A 16,489-nucleotide genomic window follows, 5' to 3' on the forward strand; every position below is an offset into this window, starting at 1 on the left:
TGAAAAAGAGCCCGGGCAGATGGATCTGCCCGGGCTCTTTTAGTAATGATTGTTGAGCTAGGAATTAGTGCTCATTTGGGCTTTCGCCTGATGCGGCACCGAGGTTCTGGCTTTCGGGTGGGAGGAAGTTTTTGAAGCGCGTTTTATCGATTGCTTTCATGTAGGCTTCCTCAGGGCTGACAATGCCTTCACGGAGTTTGTCCCAGATGGCTTCATCCATGAACTGCATACCGTCAGCTTTCCCCTGAGTGATGACATCGGAAAGCTTTTGGGTTTTACCTTCGCGGATGATGGAGGAGACAGCTGGGGTGGTGAACATGATTTCGTTGACTGCGACACGGCCTCCGTCAGTGCGTTTCATGAGAAGCTGAGCAAGTACTCCACGGAGTGACGCAGCTAACATGGTGCGCACCTGTGATTGTTGGTCAGCAGGGAAGACGTCAATGATACGGTCAACGGTCTTGCGGGCATTGTTCGTGTGAAGGGTGCCGAATACTAACATGCCTGTCTCTGCGGCAGTGAGGGCAAGCGAGATGGTTTCAAGGTCACGCATCTCACCGACGAGAATAATTTCTGCATCTTCTCGTAATGAGGCGCGCAGGCCGTCAGAGAATGTTGGGCATTGGTGGGGGACTTCACGTTGGGTGAGGATACACTTTTTATTTGAGTGAACGAACTCGATAGGTTCTTCGACAGTAATGATATGCTTGGATTGCGTTTCATTAATGTAGTCAAGAAGTGCAGCGAGCGTTGTGGATTTACCAGAACCTGTGGGGCCGGTCACTAGGATCAGCCCAGAGCGGACATCAGCGAACTTTTTGACGACTTCCGGGATACCGAGTTGTTCGAGTGAAGCAATCTTTGTGGGGATGAGTCGGAAGACAGCACCGAGTCCCTGGCGTTGTTTGAGGTAGTTGCAGCGGAATCGGGACTCGACATCCATCTCGTAGGCGAAGTCGAGGTCGCCTTCTTCAAGGTAGCGGTCGAATGCCTTCGGGTCACAGATCTCGGCAAGCATATTGCGGAATGTGTCACCTTCGAGGACGGGCTCGCCTTCGATTGCTTTGACGCCACCGTGGATACGAAGTTTCGGTGGTTCGCCTTCAGTGAGGTGGAGGTCTGAACCACCTGATTCGACGAGGATTTTAAAGTATTTATCAATAACAGCCATAGCGGATTTTTAAAATGTGTTAGGGTGTGATTAAGATTGGAAGTAGGAGAGCATGAGTTTTTTATCTTCTGCTCTGAAGTAGGCTTCTTCTTGGGTGATAAGGCCTTGGGTGTAGAGGTTTTTGATAGATTCATCCATAGTGATCATGCCGACATTTTTACCTGTTTGCATGATGCCTGGGAGCATGAAGGTTTTACCGTCACGGATAGTGGCTGCGACGGGGGCAGTATTGACGAGGAGTTCGAGGGCCATTTCACGGCCTGAGCCATCGGCTCTGGGGATGAGTTGTTGTGAGATAATGCCACGCAGTGATTCTGATACCATGATGCGGATTTGGTCACGTTGGTCCGTGGGGAATACATCGAGAATACGGTCGAGAGTACGTGGGGCGTTACCAGTGTGGAGGGTTGCGATCACCAAGTGACCGGTCTCGGCGGCGGTGAGAGCGAGCTGGATGGTTTCTAGGTTGCGCATTTCCCCGACGACGATGATGTCAGGGTCCTCACGTAGGGCTCCGCGAAGGGCGCGAGGGAAGGATTCAGTATGGGTGTGTACTTCGCGCTGGTTGATGTGGCAGCTTTTTGATTCGAAAACATATTCGATGGGGTCCTCAAGGGTGAGGATGTGGTCTTCCCGGTCTTGGTTAATGAAGTCGATGAGTGCAGCCATGGTTGTCGACTTACCGGAGCCCACTGAACCGGTTACGAGGATGAGGCCGTTGTGGTAACGGGTGAGTGGGATGATGTGTTCTTTTGGGAGCTTGAGTTCATCAATAGAGCGGATGTGGGTATTGATGATACGAAAGACGAGGTCATAGCCAAGGCGCTGTCTGACGATGGAGACACGGAATCTGCCCAATTTATTTTGGTAGGCGAAATCGACGTCACCTTTTTCATCTAGATGGGCCCAGTGTTCATCGGGGAGAAATGTTTTTACTAAGCGTTCAGTGTCATCAGCGGTGAGGGGAGCGGCATCTTCCCAAATGGGTTGGAGGCTGCCGTAGCGTCGCCAAGTAGGTTTACTGGTGGTGGCCAAGTGGATATCTGAACAATCGTATTCTAGTCCAATTTGTAGGTAGGTGTCGACGTGGTCGTATGCTTGGATCTGGGACATTAGGTTTTTATAGCTATCGTGTAGAGGCAACTAACAAAACAATCTTTTCCCAGATGGCACGCAAAAAATTCAATTGCCCCGAAAATTTCGACAAACTTGTATTGACCTTTTCTGGAGGTATATTATCCATGTTCACATGAACACAATAAAGACAGCTTTGATGAATGCTGCTGAGCAGGCGAGAGAGATCTTGATAGAAATGAAGCGACCAAGCAAGTCCACAATGCGGATGGAGCAGTTGGAGTTTTCATTTGGAATGGTCAGAGAGTTTGAGGTTAATAAGAATGTGTATAAGAAGACGAGTCGTCCCTAAGTGAGGGTGGGGGGGAAATATGAGTGGGGCTAAGCGAAAGGGGCTAAATGTGTAAGAAAGCTAAAATTTCTCATTTTTGGGCTTACTGTGAGGCGTGGATGTGTGTATAAGCCGCATCAAACCTATGGTCAGATCAATTTCAGAATACAGCGCTGGAGCGCGTTGGGTGGGGAGAAATCTCACTCATTCATGCGTCGTTGGCATAGTGCTATCGATGGCGGGGGGGGCTCTTATGGCGCAGAGTCATGACGCTCAAATTGCGCAGAAGGAGAGTGCGAAGCGCGCTGAGAATGTGGTATTAGCACAGGAGTTATTACTAGCAGGAGATGATTTTTATAGGCAGCAGAAGTACCAGGAAGCTGTAAGTAATTATTCGCAGGCCTATTCTTTATTACCTAGGGGGGCGGTGTCGAATGAGATAAAGAAGGCATCTGCTGAGAGGTATGCGCAGGCTGCGATTGAGCAGAGTAAGAGTTTATCGCGATTTGGTCAATACGATGAGGCTCGCGACTTATTGAAAAGTGTGCTGGCAGAAGCCATGCCTGATCACAAAGGCGTGAAGCAGCGTTTGGCGCAGCTTGATGATCCAATTCGAACGAATCCAGTACTGACGCTGGAACACAGTAAAGATGCTGAGGCCGCAGGTAAATGGCTGCGCAAGGCGGAGGGGTATTATAATTTAGGAAAGTTTGATGATGCGCTGGCTGCGTATGAGGAGGTGTTACATCTCGACCCTTATAACAAGGCTGCACGTCGAGGGATGGAACGTCTGAATGCGGCGAAGACTGATTATTATCGCACAGCCTATGACCAGACGCGGTCGGAGGCGTTGATGCAAGTGGATAGCCAATGGGAGTTGAAGGTGAATTCCTCGTTAGAGACGCTGCAGCAGTCATCTGAAGCGGAGAGGGCAGAAATGCGTATTCAGGAGGTCTATGCGAATAAGATCAAGCAGATTGTTGTGCCTATCGTTGATCTTCAGGATGTTGGTATTGAGGAGGCCTATGATTTGGTTCGAGTTTGGGCTCGTGAGTATGATCAGAGTACGGTTGATTCTAATGAAAAAGGAGCGAACTTTGTTCTGAATATCGGTGATAAAGATTCTGACTGGGGTAAGATGATTCGATCCAAGCGGATCAATTTAAACTTGCGCAGCGTGCCTTTGGATAAGGTATTGGATTTCATCAGCAATGCGACAGGTACGCAGTGGCGTTTCAGTGATCATGCTGTGATTGTGACACCCTCGGGTGCTGCTGATGGCAGCATTCACAGGAGGACTTTTAGGGTTCCGCCAACATTCATGCAGGATGCCGCGAGTAAGTCAGGAGCCAGTGATGATCCGTTTGCTGATGAGCCAAGCGATAGTGGTGCATTGACAGCAAGGGTGACTGCCAAAGAATTTTTGACCTCACTGGGTGTGAGCTTTCCGGATGGTGCGAGTGCAAAGTATATTCGCGGGTCAGGCATTTTGATGGTTTCCAACACCTTGCAGAATCTCGATATTATTGAGCAATATGTGCGGACTTATTCGCAGTCTGAGAATGTTCAGGTCGTGCTTAAGGTCACAGTGATGGATGTGCTTCGAAGTGATGTCGAGGAGCTTGGCTTTGATTGGTTATTAGGTTCAAGTTCTGGTCAGACTGTGGTGAGTGGAGGTACTCAGGGGAATGGATATCCGATTGCCCAGGACGGCTTGGCATTTCCATCAAATTCTGGACCTGTAACATCAGGTTTGCGGAGTGGAGATACGATGTTTGAGAAGAGCTTTTTAGATCGGGCTATTTTAAGGGATGAGACCTTTACTGGTCCACCTGAGCGCGCACCGGGTGTGTTGAGGTTAGCCAGTGATGATGTAGCTGTGATTCTGAGAGGTTTGAGCCAGAAGAAGAGTCTAGATCGTATGGACACCCCTACGATCATTGCTAGATCAGGCGAGAAGGCGACTTTGTTTAGTGGAAGAGAATTCATTTACCCGACTGAGTATGAGCCACCTGAAATTCCGAACACAGTGGTAACCGATCTCAATGGTAATTTCCCGGTGACATCGGCGACGGCAACAGCCTTTGAGACGCGCCTGGTTGGATTGTCTTTAGAAGCTGAGTGTACAGTGTCCGAAGATAAGAACTATGTGGACGTGAAGTTATTCTCAGAGATTGTAGATTTTGATGGCTTTGTAAATTATGGGTCACCGATTTCAGCTCCACAGACTGTGCCTTCAACTGGAGAGGTTGTGAATGTGGATTTGAATCAGAATGCGATCTTGATGCCAGTATTTCGTCCGATTCGCCTCAACACCGCCGTTACGGTACAGGATGGTTCTAGCTTTGTGATTGCAGGATTGAACCAGAGCAGTATTGAAACAGTAGAGGATAAGGTGCCGATCCTTGGAGATATTCCTTTGGCTGGAAGATTTTTCAAAAGTGAAGGCATTCAGAAATCTGATAGAGCGCTATTTATTTTTGTGAATGTTGAGCTTAAGGACCCAACAGGTAAGAATTGGCGCGATCGTTAATTTTTGGGAGTTGGGATAGAGGCACCCATTATTTGTCACACCATTGGAAGGTTTGCACACTCAGGATTCTACACCATCACCCTCAGAGGAGGGTGGTGAGATTAGGAGGCGTAAAGTACGCAAGAGAGTTAGGGTGGAAGAGCCTAAGCGCGGTCATAGGACTCGCCGCAAGTCAGCAAGAGGAGCAACTGCGCTAGAGAAGAGAAAGAAGCAGTGCTATCTGGTATGTGGCGTGTTTGGGGGTGTTTTCTTCTTGTTGCTATCTTTTTGTTTATCAATTGCTTATCACAATAGTAGTGCTTTCAAGGCTGAAGTCCTTGCGAGTATTGCCTCACAAACGGGTGGAGAGGTAAGTGTCAACCAAATGCGTTTTAGTCCGACCCTCGGGACGGCAAGAGAGCTCGAGCTTGAGTGGGCTGAGGACGGAGGGATGTTTGATTACCTTAAGCTAGATAAGGTTAGAGCGAGCTATACCCCTAGTGGTTTTTTAGGGGCGAGTTGGGAGGCGCTGGAAATTACATCTGAGAAATCTATTTTTTCGTTAGCCTTAAGTGGTCGGGATCACTTTTTTCCTGAGGGTAATGGGGGAGGATTTGATGGGTTCACTGCTGATGGTTTTCGTAGTAGAGATGTGACCGTGTATGTGGATGGAAACGTTTTATTGGAGGAGAGTGTTGCTCAGTTTCATTGGGAGAATGATGGGCTTCGGCTCAGCATGTCTGGCGGTGACGTTGCATTGTTAGGGTGGGGTGGATATGTTTTGGATAATGCGTTTGTGCAGCCCGATCGCGATGGAAAAGAGAGTATCCATGCTCGGCTTATTAACATAAAGAACCGTGGTAGTTTGCAGCTTTCAGGGGCACTTTTGAGTGGTGAGGGAAAATTGGGTAGGTGGGATATTGCTGTGGAGAAGGTTGATGTAGGTGATATATTTCCCAGTGAATTTTTGGAGGTTATAGGGATGGTGGTAGACGAAGGTACTGGTTGGATGCAAGTTACTGATGGAAGTGTAGGGATGGAGCTGGAATGCCAGATCAAGTCGATGGAGTTAGGTAGGTTACCGAGCTTTGCTCGGCTGGCTGAGAGTTTGAGGAGAAATTTATATAGGAGGCCAGCCTTTAGAAATGGTGGGAAATGTCGAATTGTGCAAGATTCGAAAGGTTGGTCTATTTCGAACATAGATGTGAGTGATGATGGGGTGTTAGCACTCAAGGGAGAGGTTATGTGTATGGATGGGAGGGTGAGCGGTGTGATAGAGATTGGTTTACCTTTAAACCTGAGAAAGAGCCTTCAGGGGAATTTTGTTGATGGAGCTTTTTCTAGAGAGAAGGATGGGTACTTATGGCAGGTGGTGAATATTAGTACTAATGATGAGGGAGAGGTAGTAGATGACCTATACAAGCTTTACAGTCGAGGTGAGGAAAAGGCTGTTATTGAGCAGTCAGTAGACACCGACACAAAAAGAGCTCCTAAGACACAGAGGGAGTTAGAAGAAGCTTTTGAGGAGATGATCGCAGAATGAGGGTTGGGAATTTCGTATTGTGTGTGTGGGTTCTCTTCGCTGTTTTTCTTAGAGCTGAAGAGGGTGATGGATGGAGAGATGCTATAGCGTTAGAACATATCGAAGAGGTTCGAAAATCTCTAGATCACGGTAAGAAGTATTATTCAATAAGTTCTGCGATCAGCGAGGAGCGTCTGAAATGGGTCGAGATGTGTTTGGATGATTTAAAGTTTCGTAAATTTGATGAACGTTATGATTACCAAGTGATAGAGAGTAAAGTGCTTGGGGACTTTTGTATGACAATCTTGATGGCGGAGGAAGATGGTGCGCCATTTGATGTAAACATCATGAGCTTAGGATTTTGTAGAATTGGGGGTGCTTGGAAAGCTGCTCCCGTTCTTGGTTCTTTTTTATTGGTGGACGAGAAGGGGTATTCAGCTGAGCGCGAGAAGTCTAAAATGGTTTTAAGGCAATGGGCTGAGAATAGATCAAGAAAGCATAGATTGATTGTAGCGAGTGAGAAGGAGAAGAGCCTGCTAGAGGAAGTGAAGAGGTATCAGGCTAATGATGCTGTTCTGAAGTCTGGCTCTAGAGAGGATGCTGTGGCGTTTTTTTTCAAGATGCTTCAGCGACGGGATATGGCGGGAATTCTGGCCAGTTCTGATATGCAGAGAGCATTTGTGAGTTCTTTGTTTAAGGAGGAGGAGAGTGTTTGGAGTGTGCTGTTAGGGAGTAGTTATTTGTATGCTATTTTACCTCAGGTAGAAGGTGAGGATATAGTGAGTGTGGCGCTATACCATCCGTATAATAAGAGTTTACAATCCGTTATGGAGTTAGGTGTGGAGCGTGAAGAGGGAAAGTGGGTTGTGGGGGTACCTATGGGGTTGAGGTATGGAGAAGATGGGAAGTTGTTACTTAAACTACCGGGGCGAAGTGATTTACATCGAAGCAATCAAGGGTATATGGGGGACATCAGAAAGTCTGCATTAATGCATTTGGACTTGAAAGCTTATGAGAGTGAAGCGCAATGCTCTATGGCGGTTTTGAAGGCTATTGAGGTGGGGTCTTTCCAGAATTTCATGAGTCTTATTGATTGGAAGGAATCATTCTTGGAGGGTGGGTTGGAGTTGTCGGAGGGGGATTTGGGTAGGTTGTATAGTAGGGCGTTAGCGAGGTGGAATGAGTGGAGGAATCAAAAGTTTAGTAAGCGTGAGTATATGTTTCAGGTGGAGCAGGAGGGCGTATCGTTGCGCCTCATGGCGCGCTACTCTCCAGGTAGGCTAACGCGCTTTGAAGTATCAGAGGTGCTATTGGCAGAGGTTGAAAATAAAGGGTGGTTGTTGGTGCCGGAATTCCGGATAGCTGAAGAGGTTGATGAGGATGTCATTTCGCAAGTGACTTTAGCTGAGGCGAGGATGGGTGTTGAGAAGTCACAGTCGATCATGATTGCGAGCCTTACAAGAGAGGTGAAAATAGAAAGCGGGTACGAGTTTGAGGGGGAAGAGAAGATTCCAGACAAGCAGGTGGAGGAATTATATGAGGCGTATCGTACATGCATCGAGCAGGGAGAAATTCGGTCATTGGGTACACTGGTGGCATGTTCTGAGGGGCAGGAAGAGAAATTACTAGAGGCTATTGGGCGTGATGTTAGGGCGCAGATGAGCACCCAGAGTTCAGTTGAATATTCAGAAGTTATCTCTGGAGAAAACATGGCTTGGGTGGTGATGCGAATAGAGTACCATCAGCAGGTGGACCCTGAGTTTATGGCATATCCGGTAGTGCGTAGTGCTGAGGGGCTCAAGATTCTTCCACAGTATCTTTATTATTATGAGCACGGTGGGGGACAGGTGATCGTGAATACACCAGTTTTGCGCAGGATCAAGGAGGTGGAAGGCGAAGAATTCCTACTTGCTTATCAGGCGTTGCGAGCCAAATTTAATCAGTTAGTAGATTCAGAAATTGATAAGAATGACAACGAGTAAAGCAAGCGGAGTGGTGAGTGAAGTCGGCAATGTTATTGAAGAAGCCGTTAGGAAGGTGGTACGAGGTCAAGAAGGTCTTATTCGCAAGTTAGTCTGCTGTTTGGGAGCTGGTGGGCATGTGCTTCTGGAAGACTATCCAGGGACAGGCAAGACGACTTTGGCGAAGGCCTTGGCAGGGGCGATAGGTGGAGCAGATTTTCAGCGTATTCAGTTTACGCCTGACTTATTGCCATCTGACATTCTTGGAGTATCGATACTCAACCCTCGGACAGGGGAGTTTAGTTTTCACAGGGGGCCGATATTTTCGAATATTTTACTAGGTGATGAGATTAACCGAGCTTCACCAAGGACTCAGAGTGCATTGTTAGAGGTGATGGCTGAAAAGCAAGCTACTGTGGAGGGAGTGCGTCATGCAATGGAAGGTTTATTTTTTGTCATAGCGACTCAGAACCCAGTGGAGTTTCGCGGAACATACCCATTGCCTGAGGCGCAGATGGATCGTTTTGCGATGCAATGTTCATTGGGGTATGTTGGTGTGGAGGAGGAGGTTTCAATTTTAACTGATCAGCAAGGGGTCGTACATCCTGTGGATTCCATTGAGACGGTGGTGAGTCAATTAGAGGTAGTTGAGTGGCAAGCTCGGGTGGCGAAGGTTGCAATTAGTGATGAGCTCAAGCATTACATTGTATCGCTCTGTGCGGCTACGCGTGAGCACGAGTTGGTAAAATTGGCCGCGAGCCCCAGGGCGTCGATAGCGCTGATGAAGGTCTCGCAGGCTATGAGCCTGATGTTAGGTCAAGATTTCGTGACTCCAGAGATTATTCAATCTGTGGCTGGGGATGTGATTGCGCATCGTTTGGTTGTTGATCATGAGGCCAAGTATTCGGGGCATTCAGGAAGAAGTATAGTGGATGAATTGTTAGCTTCACATCCGGTGCCGAGTTAGAGGTATGAGGTGAGTGGATGAATGAGAAGGCGCGTACAGAATAGGCTCTATCGGCTTTATCGATTTGGGTCGAAAGCGAGTTTTGAGTTAGGGCAGAGGATCACGCCTTTTGGGTGGATGGTGATTATAGGATGTCCCTTCATCGGCTTTGTGACGGCGATGTATCCACGGGACACACTGTTTCGTTTATTGGCGATCTACTTTGCTGTGATAGGAGTGGCGTTGATAGGTGCGTGGTTAAGGCGAGCGAAGATAAGAGTGCGTCGGTATTTACCTCGTTATGCTACAGTTGGTGAGAGGCTGGAGTATACGGTCAGGTATGAGAATTTGACACGGTTTGTGTTACGCAATTTTTACTTAAACGAGTTGGCGCCCGATCCGATTCCGAGTCGTGAGTTATTTTTACATTCGACTGAGCCAGGTGAAGAATTGCGCAACACCTTTGACCAGACATTTGTAGCGTATCGATGGATGTGGATGATCAGGCGCAGGTTATTATTAAAGTCCGAAGCTGTATTGGCGGAGCCGGTGGGTGGAAAGATGAGTGGGACAGTGAGGGTGTCATTTCTACCGATTCGGCGTGGGGTGATACAGCTTGAGCGTATGAGGGTGGTGTTGCCTGATCCGCTGGGGTGTTTTCAGAGGTCGTGGAGAGTGGAACAGGAGAAGGATACTGTGATTGTTTTGCCGAAGCGTTATCGTTTTGCAGGATTTCAGATAGATGGAGAATCCCGCAGTCAATTGGGGGGAGATTCGAGTTCCTCGGTGGCGGGGCAGAGTGGTGAGTTTGTTTCACTACGTGAGTATCGTCCTGGTGACCCACCCAAGCATATTCATTGGCCGAGTTGGGGGAAGACCGGCAAGCCAATCATCAAGGAATATGAGGATGTATTTTTCCCTCGCTATGGACTGGTATTGGATACAGTTGTGAAGGCTGAGATGGAGCGCGTGTTTGAGGAGGCTATTTCGATAGCTGCGACCTTTGCGAGCAGTGTGGATACTGAGCAATCTCTTTTGGATTTGATGTTTGTTCAGCAGGGGGCGCAGGTCCATACGGTGGGTAAAAATGTGGAGAGAGTGGACAAGATGCTTGAGGTATTGGCGGGCTTAGATATGGAGACGAGCCCTGAGTGGGACGAGCTGGTTAAGATGGTGTTGAAGCATGCTGAGGCGATGACGACTTGTATCGTGGTATTGTGTTCGCTGGATGAGGAGCGGGTGGAGTTTCTTGAACGTTTGGCAGCCAGCGGAGTGAGTCTCTCAGTGCTTTTAGTGGTAGATGAAGGGGCCGAGGGGCATGGGGGGGAGAGTGCAGGGAGTGTGAGAGTGACACGCGTGTCGGTGCATCAGGTGGAAGCTGGCTTAGAGCAATTGAGTGGAGCTCGGTCGAGTTGAGTTCAGTGGCTGGTAGTCTCAATAATGGCAAATCGGCTTCAAAAATAGTTGCGCATTTGAATTTAGGCCGTTAGCAGTGACTGCAACACAGAAAAACGAATTATGGCAGACAAGGAAGATAAGAATCCAGAGAACGTAGGCGGCGAATTCTACGTCGATAGCCAGTGCATTGATTGTGATCTTTGCCGTGAGACAGCGCCAAACAACTTCACTCGTGAAGATGACGAGGGTTATTCCTATGTATACAAGCAGCCTGAGAATGACGAGGAGCGTGAGCAATGCGTTGAGGCTATGGAAGGTTGCCCTGTAGAGGCAATCGGTGAAGATGGGGCAGAGTAAGGATCCATCACGAAAAAGAGCACTCCCGCACACGATGAAGTGGTTGCGGGAGCTTACATTGCGCCAATGGCGTCATGGGGATCCGGTGCCGGATCCGAATCGAAACATTCACACGGCTTCAGAGCATCTGGAGAGTTTGCTGAAGGAGGTTGGAGTTCAGGGGGGGATGGATGAGGAACGGCTGCGCCAGGCTTGGACTAAAGTGGCGGGTGATTTTGTGGCAAAACATGCTGAGCCTGAGTCTCTGAAAAGAGGTGTGCTTGTCTTGAAAGTGGTTCAGCCTTCTATGCGGTTCCATTTGGAGCAGATGAAGGGAAAATTGCTGAAGAATTTGAGAGATGAGCTCGGTGAGGGCGTGGTGAAGCAAGTGCGATTCAAGGTCGGCTAATGTGGGGGAGGTCCGATCCCAGATGAAGAGAGGGTAGGCGATAGCAGAGGGGGAAGAGTGCGCTAAGCGAGATGGCTGTGCGTTGTTTTTGATGGGTTGCCAAGTAGGGGATTCGGGGCTATGGAGCTGGTGTGAGCAAGCAGCGATGGGATTGGATATTTGATTGGTCAGGGACCCTAGTGGACGACATGGCTTTGGTGGTGTGTGCCACGAACCACGTGATGCGCCAGTACGGAAAGCCAGAGTGGGATAGAGAGGCTTTTCGACGTCATTTTAGTTTACCCTATGAAGCATTTTATGAGGAATATGTCCCAGGGGTGGCCTTGGAAGAGATCGAGCAACATTTTCGCGAGGGCTTTGCCTTGTCGAAGGAAGAGGTGCCGGTGCTAGAGCACGCGCGTGATTTTCTAGACTATTTGGCGCGGAGAGGAGACCGGATGTATGTGCTGACGAGCATGTGTGCAAAGGCTTTTGAGGAACAGGTGGTATCGCTAGGGTTAGAGCATTTCTTTGAGGCACGCTATGCTGGAGTGCTCGATAAGCGTGAGAGGATTGGGGAGATTATTGAGAGGCATGGTATGCAGGAAGAGCGCACCATTTTTGTTGGGGATATGACGCATGACGTCGAAACTGCCCATCATGGAGGGGTGCACTCGGTAGGGGTCTTGACTGGATATAATCATCGCGAAGTGTTGGAGGCGGTGCATCCGAGTGTCTTAGCAAACGACCTAGAAGACTTAAGGAATATGCTCGAGAGTGATCAGAGCTGGGAGCAACTTGTTGAGAAGGTATGAAAGACACAATTATCATCAAAGGCCTAGAGGTTGAATTATTTATTGGGGTGCCGGATGAAGAACGTGCAGCACCTCAAATCCTGAAGTTGCATTTGGAATTGGTACCGGAGAATGGCTTTTCTAATCTCGGAGACGCTATCGAGAAGACTGTCAATTATTACGAGGTAGCACAGCGGGTGAAGGAGCTGGGGGCTGAGCGTCCGAGGAAGCTCATTGAGACATTTACCGAGGAAGTGGCCGCAGTGGTGTTGAGTGAATTTGCGGTGTTAGAAGTGACCTTAGAAATTGAGAAGTTTATTCTCCCCGACACTGATTTCGTCGGTTTACGGATGTGGCGCTCAAGAGTGAGTGGATGACCAGATCACTTGTTTGTTAATTCGTTTGTAGGCACCAGGTGGCAGGTCACCTAGTTCTAATGCTCCAATTTGTTTTCTATGGAGGTTGAGGACTTTGTTGTCGATGGCGTGAAACATCCTCTTAATTTGGTGGTAGCGACCTTCAAAGAGGGTGATGGTAGCATCGTGTGAGCTGAGTGGGGTAAGTTCTACGGGAGCTGTGGTAAGGTCTTCGTAGGCAAAGTAGATTCCACGGGAGAAGATTTCTGCAGCATCGGGTCTCAGCGGGTCACGTAGATGGATTTGATAGATTTTAGGGATCTTTTTTTCGGGTTCGGTGAGTGAGCGAGACCAGCGTCCATCATTAGTGAGTAGGAGTAGCCCTGTGGATGCTCGATCGAGTCGGCCTGCAATGTGGAGCTCACTGGCAAAGCTTTCTTTGATGAGGTCGATAACGGTCGGGTGCTCGGGGTCGGTGGTGGCGCTGAGGTAACCAGGAGGCTTATGAAGCATCAGATAGATTGCTTCTTTTTGTTGAAGTACAGAATCGTTTAGAGTGACAGTGGTGAACTGGTCAACCTCCTGGCGGTGGTGGTGCGCGGGTTTGCCGTCAACGGTGACATCCCCCGCATCGATGTGCTGGCGTACGGCTTTTTTACCGAGACGAGTTTTATGGGAGAGGAAGCGATCGAGTCGCATGGCCGGTAGATTTGGAGTGGTGGCGCTGTGTGTTAGAAGCGGTAGCCCATAGAGCCGCTGGAGCGTGATTGGGTGTTGCCTGACTGTGCTCTACTGGGGGTGCCGGCTTTGGGGTAGTAGCCGTATTGAGAGTCACCTGTAGCGGTAGAAGCTCCGAGGAGTCCAGTGACAGCAGCACCCGCTGCTGCGCCAGACCAGCCGCCCATAAGGCCACCCACTCCGGCACCGAGGGACCCGCCTTTTACAGCTCGGCTGGTTTGTTCGGGTGTGCTGCAGTTGGTGGCAGAGATTGAGAGGATGGCTAATAAGGTTGAGGTACGTAAGCGCATCGCATGAAATTATTGGGATTGAAGGTCTTTGAGGGTGACGAAGCCTTTGCCTTGGGAGTCGAGCTGTTTAAATGCGAGCTTGAGTTCATCGATGAGAGGGGGGAATTTTTTGACAGAATCGAGGGAGATAAAGCCTTTATTTTGCGGGTCTAGCTTTGGGTATTCGACTTTGGCTTGTTTCTTGTCTTTGGAGTGTTGGAAGAACTCTTTTTTGGTGACTTTGCCATCGTTATTGAGGTCGAAGTCATGGTAGAGTCCGTTGATTACGGAGTGGACAAATTCTTGTTCACTGAGTTTGCCATTTTTATTTTGGTCGAAGTTGGCGAACATGGCCATTTGCTTGGTTTGCGGGCTAGCATGAGCTGGGGTGGGTTTCGACGCGAAGCTCGGGAGGGTGAGGGCGCTGAAAATAAGGAGATTGAGCAAAGGTTGCATGGCGGGCTGACTATGCATGGAGCGATGGTGGAGCCCAAGGAAAATCTGCAGATGGTGGATTGGGCAGCACATCGGACTTGCAAATCTGGGGTGGTACAGTATCGATTTTCGGCGTTGAGAGATTTGATGACATCGCCAGCCTGGCAACAGGAAGACCTCGGAGCCCCATTACCAGATGATCGCCATGCGATTTCGGTGTGTTTGCCGACTTGGGATTCGGTGATTGGTTATGAGGAAGGCAGAGATAAGGTCATCAAGCGCTTACGTTGTGGTTACCCACGCTTTTTCAAGCATCCTTTAGTGGAGCGCTTATTTCAGCAGGCAGCGAAGCAACTAGCTGTGGAGTCTGAGCGCGTGGTCATTTTTCCTGACAAGGCAGCAGCGCAGCGTGCTTTACGATTTGTGGAGAAGCGCACAGGGGCTGCGGCTCGGATAGTGAGCTATGATGGCTTACAGGCATTGATCGTTCCTGAGCCGGTGGCACCGGTTGCCATGGAATACTGGCGTTACACTGGAGAGATTGTGAGTAGTCGTCAGGCGTGGGATGTGCTTGAGGGCGATGGTTTGTGGCAGTACGACACGACCGAGTTACGTGAGCGTCTGGCTGCGTATGGAGGATATCAAGCTGGTGGAGTTTTCATTTATGAGAGTGGGATGGCTGGCGTGTATGCAGTGCATCGTGCATTGACTGGAATGTTTGCTGGCAAGAAGACGTTGCAGTTAGATTTTCCCTATGTGGATGTGTTGAAGGTGCAGAACCACTTTGGTTCAGGTGCTGTGATGCTTAATGATAGTCAGGGTGAATCGTTTGACGAAGCGTTGAAGCGTATCCGAGAAGGTGAGTTTGCGGCGGTATTTTGTGAAGTTCCGAGCAATCCATTACTGCGGTCTGTGGATCTCGAGCGTGTGCATGATGCATGCCGGGATGGCGGAGTTCCTCTTGTGGTGGATGATACGATTTGCAGTGTCTATAATGTGGATGTCTCGCGCTACGCGGACATTGTCACGACCTCATTGAGCAAATGGATTTCTGGTAAGGGCGATGTGCTAGCGGGTTGCGTGCAGTTGGTAGAGACATCACCATTTTACGCTGACCTTCTTGGCTTTTTTACTGATGATTGTGAATCGGGCTGCCGTCTCTACGCTGCGGATGCGGCTGTACTCGATGAGAATTCTAAAGGGTTTGAGGCACGTATGTCTCCGGTGAATACGACCTCTGCGGCATTAGTTGAAATGTTACTGGAGCATCCAGCTGTCGACAAAGTTTGGTACCCTAGTGTGAGCACGCCAGAAGCGTATGCGCAAGTGAAGCGTGAGAGGGGTGGTTATGGCGGTTTGGTTTCATTCACATTGAAGAATGAGAAGAAGTCGGCGAAGGTCTATGACGCATTAGAGTTGTCTAAGGGGCCTAGTTTGGGCACGGAGTTTTCACTTGTTTGTCCTTATACCTTACTTGCCCATTATGATGAACTGGACTGGGCGGAGGGCTGTGGGGTGCCGGCTCATTTGATCCGAGTTTCTATCGGCATTGAGCCGAGTGAGCAGGTCTTAGGGGCATTTCGTGCGGCTCTAGAGTTGGCATAGTGATCAGAGCATCATAGCCGGTAGTGCTATTTGGTGACTATATATTGCAGCTTATGCCAAATCGCTCTTCAAATGAGATAAATGATGATTTTGTTGGGCTTGATGCATTTTGCTGCGTTGAAGAATTGAAGAGTTGGGATCTTTGTATATAAATTTGCGTTTTTCTCCAGTCGTTCGGTAGGTGCGGGACTGCTTCATCGCGTCTTGATTGCTGAATGAATTGAACCGTCATTGGACTTTTATGCGTCTGGACGGGGTGTTTATTTTTATTGATCAAAATTTTCTACCATCAAAAAAGTTAGCACCTAACAAAGATAACAGATATTTTGTGTTAATGATTTGTTAGCCCGTGTCATTCGCTATCGAATCCAAATGGGATTTTGGGTGTGGGGTATTGATTCTTACGCTCTGGGGACCAATTTTTTATGAAATCGTTTTTGCCAAGTATTGCTGTATCTGAGCGGTCACGGAAGTTCCGTGGTGTGAGCTGTTGGTTTGTGTTTTCCGCGTTTACACTCGGGGCTTCCTCTGTTTTTGGGCAGGCTGAGGAGCCTGGGTTTGATCAGGTACCAGATCTCGACACGGTGTTTGAGCAACGCAAGGTAGACATTAAGCGCCATCTGCCGACGAATAAAAAAGGAGTAGAGGCGAGT

At 48.8% G+C, this 16,489-nt stretch carries 17 protein-coding genes; 12 read left to right on the plus strand and 5 right to left on the minus strand.

Translation table 11 applies throughout. The annotated features are described in order from the left end of the window. Positions 1 to 64 precede the first annotated feature (64 nt). Both ACFSW8_RS07390 and ACFSW8_RS07395 read right to left on the minus strand, forming a co-directional pair. Positions 65 to 1,171, minus strand: a complete 1,107-nt coding sequence (locus ACFSW8_RS07390) for a type IV pilus twitching motility protein PilT (RefSeq protein ID WP_377090870.1) — start codon at positions 1,169 to 1,171, stop codon at positions 65 to 67. 30 nt (positions 1,172 to 1,201) lie between these two features. Then, the gene (locus ACFSW8_RS07395; RefSeq protein WP_377091588.1) at positions 1,202 to 2,284 is read right to left on the minus strand and encodes a type IV pilus twitching motility protein PilT; all 1,083 of its coding nucleotides are present in this window, start codon (positions 2,282 to 2,284) and stop codon (positions 1,202 to 1,204) included. Positions 2,285 to 2,420: 136 nt separating this feature from the next. Here ACFSW8_RS07395 and ACFSW8_RS07400 point away from each other — a divergent pair, with 136 nt between their 5' ends. From ACFSW8_RS07400 to ACFSW8_RS07445, 10 genes are all read left to right on the plus strand, one after another. Continuing rightward, positions 2,421 to 2,597, plus strand: a complete 177-nt coding sequence (locus ACFSW8_RS07400; protein WP_377090869.1) for a hypothetical protein — start codon at positions 2,421 to 2,423, stop codon at positions 2,595 to 2,597. Between the two features lie 124 nt (positions 2,598 to 2,721). Then, entirely contained in the window at positions 2,722 to 5,109 is a 2,388-nt protein-coding gene (locus tag ACFSW8_RS07405; protein WP_377177838.1) for an Amuc_1098 family type IV pilus outer membrane protein, read from the plus strand. Positions 5,110 to 5,473: 364 nt separating this feature from the next. Further along, the gene (locus tag ACFSW8_RS07410) at positions 5,474 to 6,631 is read left to right on the plus strand and encodes a hypothetical protein (RefSeq protein WP_377177840.1); all 1,158 of its coding nucleotides are present in this window, start codon (positions 5,474 to 5,476) and stop codon (positions 6,629 to 6,631) included. Then, positions 6,628 to 8,592, plus strand: a complete 1,965-nt coding sequence (locus ACFSW8_RS07415) for a hypothetical protein (protein WP_377090865.1) — start codon at positions 6,628 to 6,630, stop codon at positions 8,590 to 8,592. Before ACFSW8_RS07410 ends, ACFSW8_RS07415 begins: the two co-directional genes overlap by 4 nt. Then, on the plus strand, positions 8,579 to 9,538 hold the full coding sequence (locus tag ACFSW8_RS07420) for an AAA family ATPase (RefSeq protein WP_377090864.1): 960 nt from the start codon (positions 8,579 to 8,581) through the stop codon (positions 9,536 to 9,538). The genes ACFSW8_RS07415 and ACFSW8_RS07420 overlap by 14 nt, the downstream gene beginning before the upstream one ends. A gap of 21 nt (positions 9,539 to 9,559) precedes the next feature. Further along, positions 9,560 to 10,933, plus strand: coding sequence for a DUF58 domain-containing protein (locus ACFSW8_RS07425; protein ID WP_377090863.1), 1,374 nt, complete (start codon positions 9,560 to 9,562; stop codon positions 10,931 to 10,933). A 102-nt stretch (positions 10,934 to 11,035) separates the two neighbouring features. After that, a complete protein-coding gene (locus tag ACFSW8_RS07430; RefSeq protein ID WP_377090862.1) occupies positions 11,036 to 11,272 on the plus strand; it encodes a ferredoxin in 237 nt (78 codons plus the stop codon). A 34-nt stretch (positions 11,273 to 11,306) separates the two neighbouring features. Beyond that, complete coding sequence (locus ACFSW8_RS07435; protein ID WP_377177842.1) at positions 11,307 to 11,660, plus strand: DciA family protein; 354 nt, start codon at positions 11,307 to 11,309, stop codon at positions 11,658 to 11,660. Between the two features lie 131 nt (positions 11,661 to 11,791). Next, entirely contained in the window at positions 11,792 to 12,454 is a 663-nt protein-coding gene (locus ACFSW8_RS07440; RefSeq protein ID WP_377090859.1) for an HAD family hydrolase, read from the plus strand. Further along, entirely contained in the window at positions 12,451 to 12,810 is a 360-nt protein-coding gene (locus ACFSW8_RS07445) for a dihydroneopterin aldolase (RefSeq protein ID WP_377090858.1), read from the plus strand. The genes ACFSW8_RS07440 and ACFSW8_RS07445 overlap by 4 nt, the downstream gene beginning before the upstream one ends. Here ACFSW8_RS07445 and ACFSW8_RS07450 read toward each other — a convergent pair. From ACFSW8_RS07450 to ACFSW8_RS07460, 3 genes are read right to left on the minus strand one after another with little or no spacing between them, the layout of a single operon-like run. Continuing rightward, the gene (locus tag ACFSW8_RS07450; protein ID WP_377090856.1) at positions 12,793 to 13,488 is read right to left on the minus strand and encodes a pseudouridine synthase; all 696 of its coding nucleotides are present in this window, start codon (positions 13,486 to 13,488) and stop codon (positions 12,793 to 12,795) included. The two genes, ACFSW8_RS07445 and ACFSW8_RS07450, sit on opposite strands and share 18 nt — an antisense overlap. A gap of 32 nt (positions 13,489 to 13,520) precedes the next feature. Beyond that, complete coding sequence (locus tag ACFSW8_RS07455; RefSeq protein WP_377090855.1) at positions 13,521 to 13,817, minus strand: hypothetical protein; 297 nt, start codon at positions 13,815 to 13,817, stop codon at positions 13,521 to 13,523. Between the two features lie 9 nt (positions 13,818 to 13,826). Then, on the minus strand, positions 13,827 to 14,252 hold the full coding sequence (locus ACFSW8_RS07460) for an EF-hand domain-containing protein (RefSeq protein WP_377177844.1): 426 nt from the start codon (positions 14,250 to 14,252) through the stop codon (positions 13,827 to 13,829). Between the two features lie 12 nt (positions 14,253 to 14,264). Here ACFSW8_RS07460 and ACFSW8_RS07465 point away from each other — a divergent pair, with 12 nt between their 5' ends. Together ACFSW8_RS07465 and ACFSW8_RS07470 are read left to right on the plus strand one after the other, a co-directional pair. Next, on the plus strand, positions 14,265 to 15,836 hold the full coding sequence (locus ACFSW8_RS07465) for a PLP-dependent transferase (protein WP_377177846.1): 1,572 nt from the start codon (positions 14,265 to 14,267) through the stop codon (positions 15,834 to 15,836). Positions 15,837 to 16,261: 425 nt separating this feature from the next. Further along, positions 16,262 to 16,489: hypothetical protein (locus ACFSW8_RS07470; RefSeq protein WP_377177848.1), on the plus strand; the 228-nt coding region annotated here is incomplete at its 3' end.

It is taken from the genome of Rubritalea tangerina (genome assembly GCF_042683245.1).
Lineage (GTDB): Bacteria > Verrucomicrobiota > Verrucomicrobiia > Verrucomicrobiales > Akkermansiaceae > Rubritalea > Rubritalea tangerina.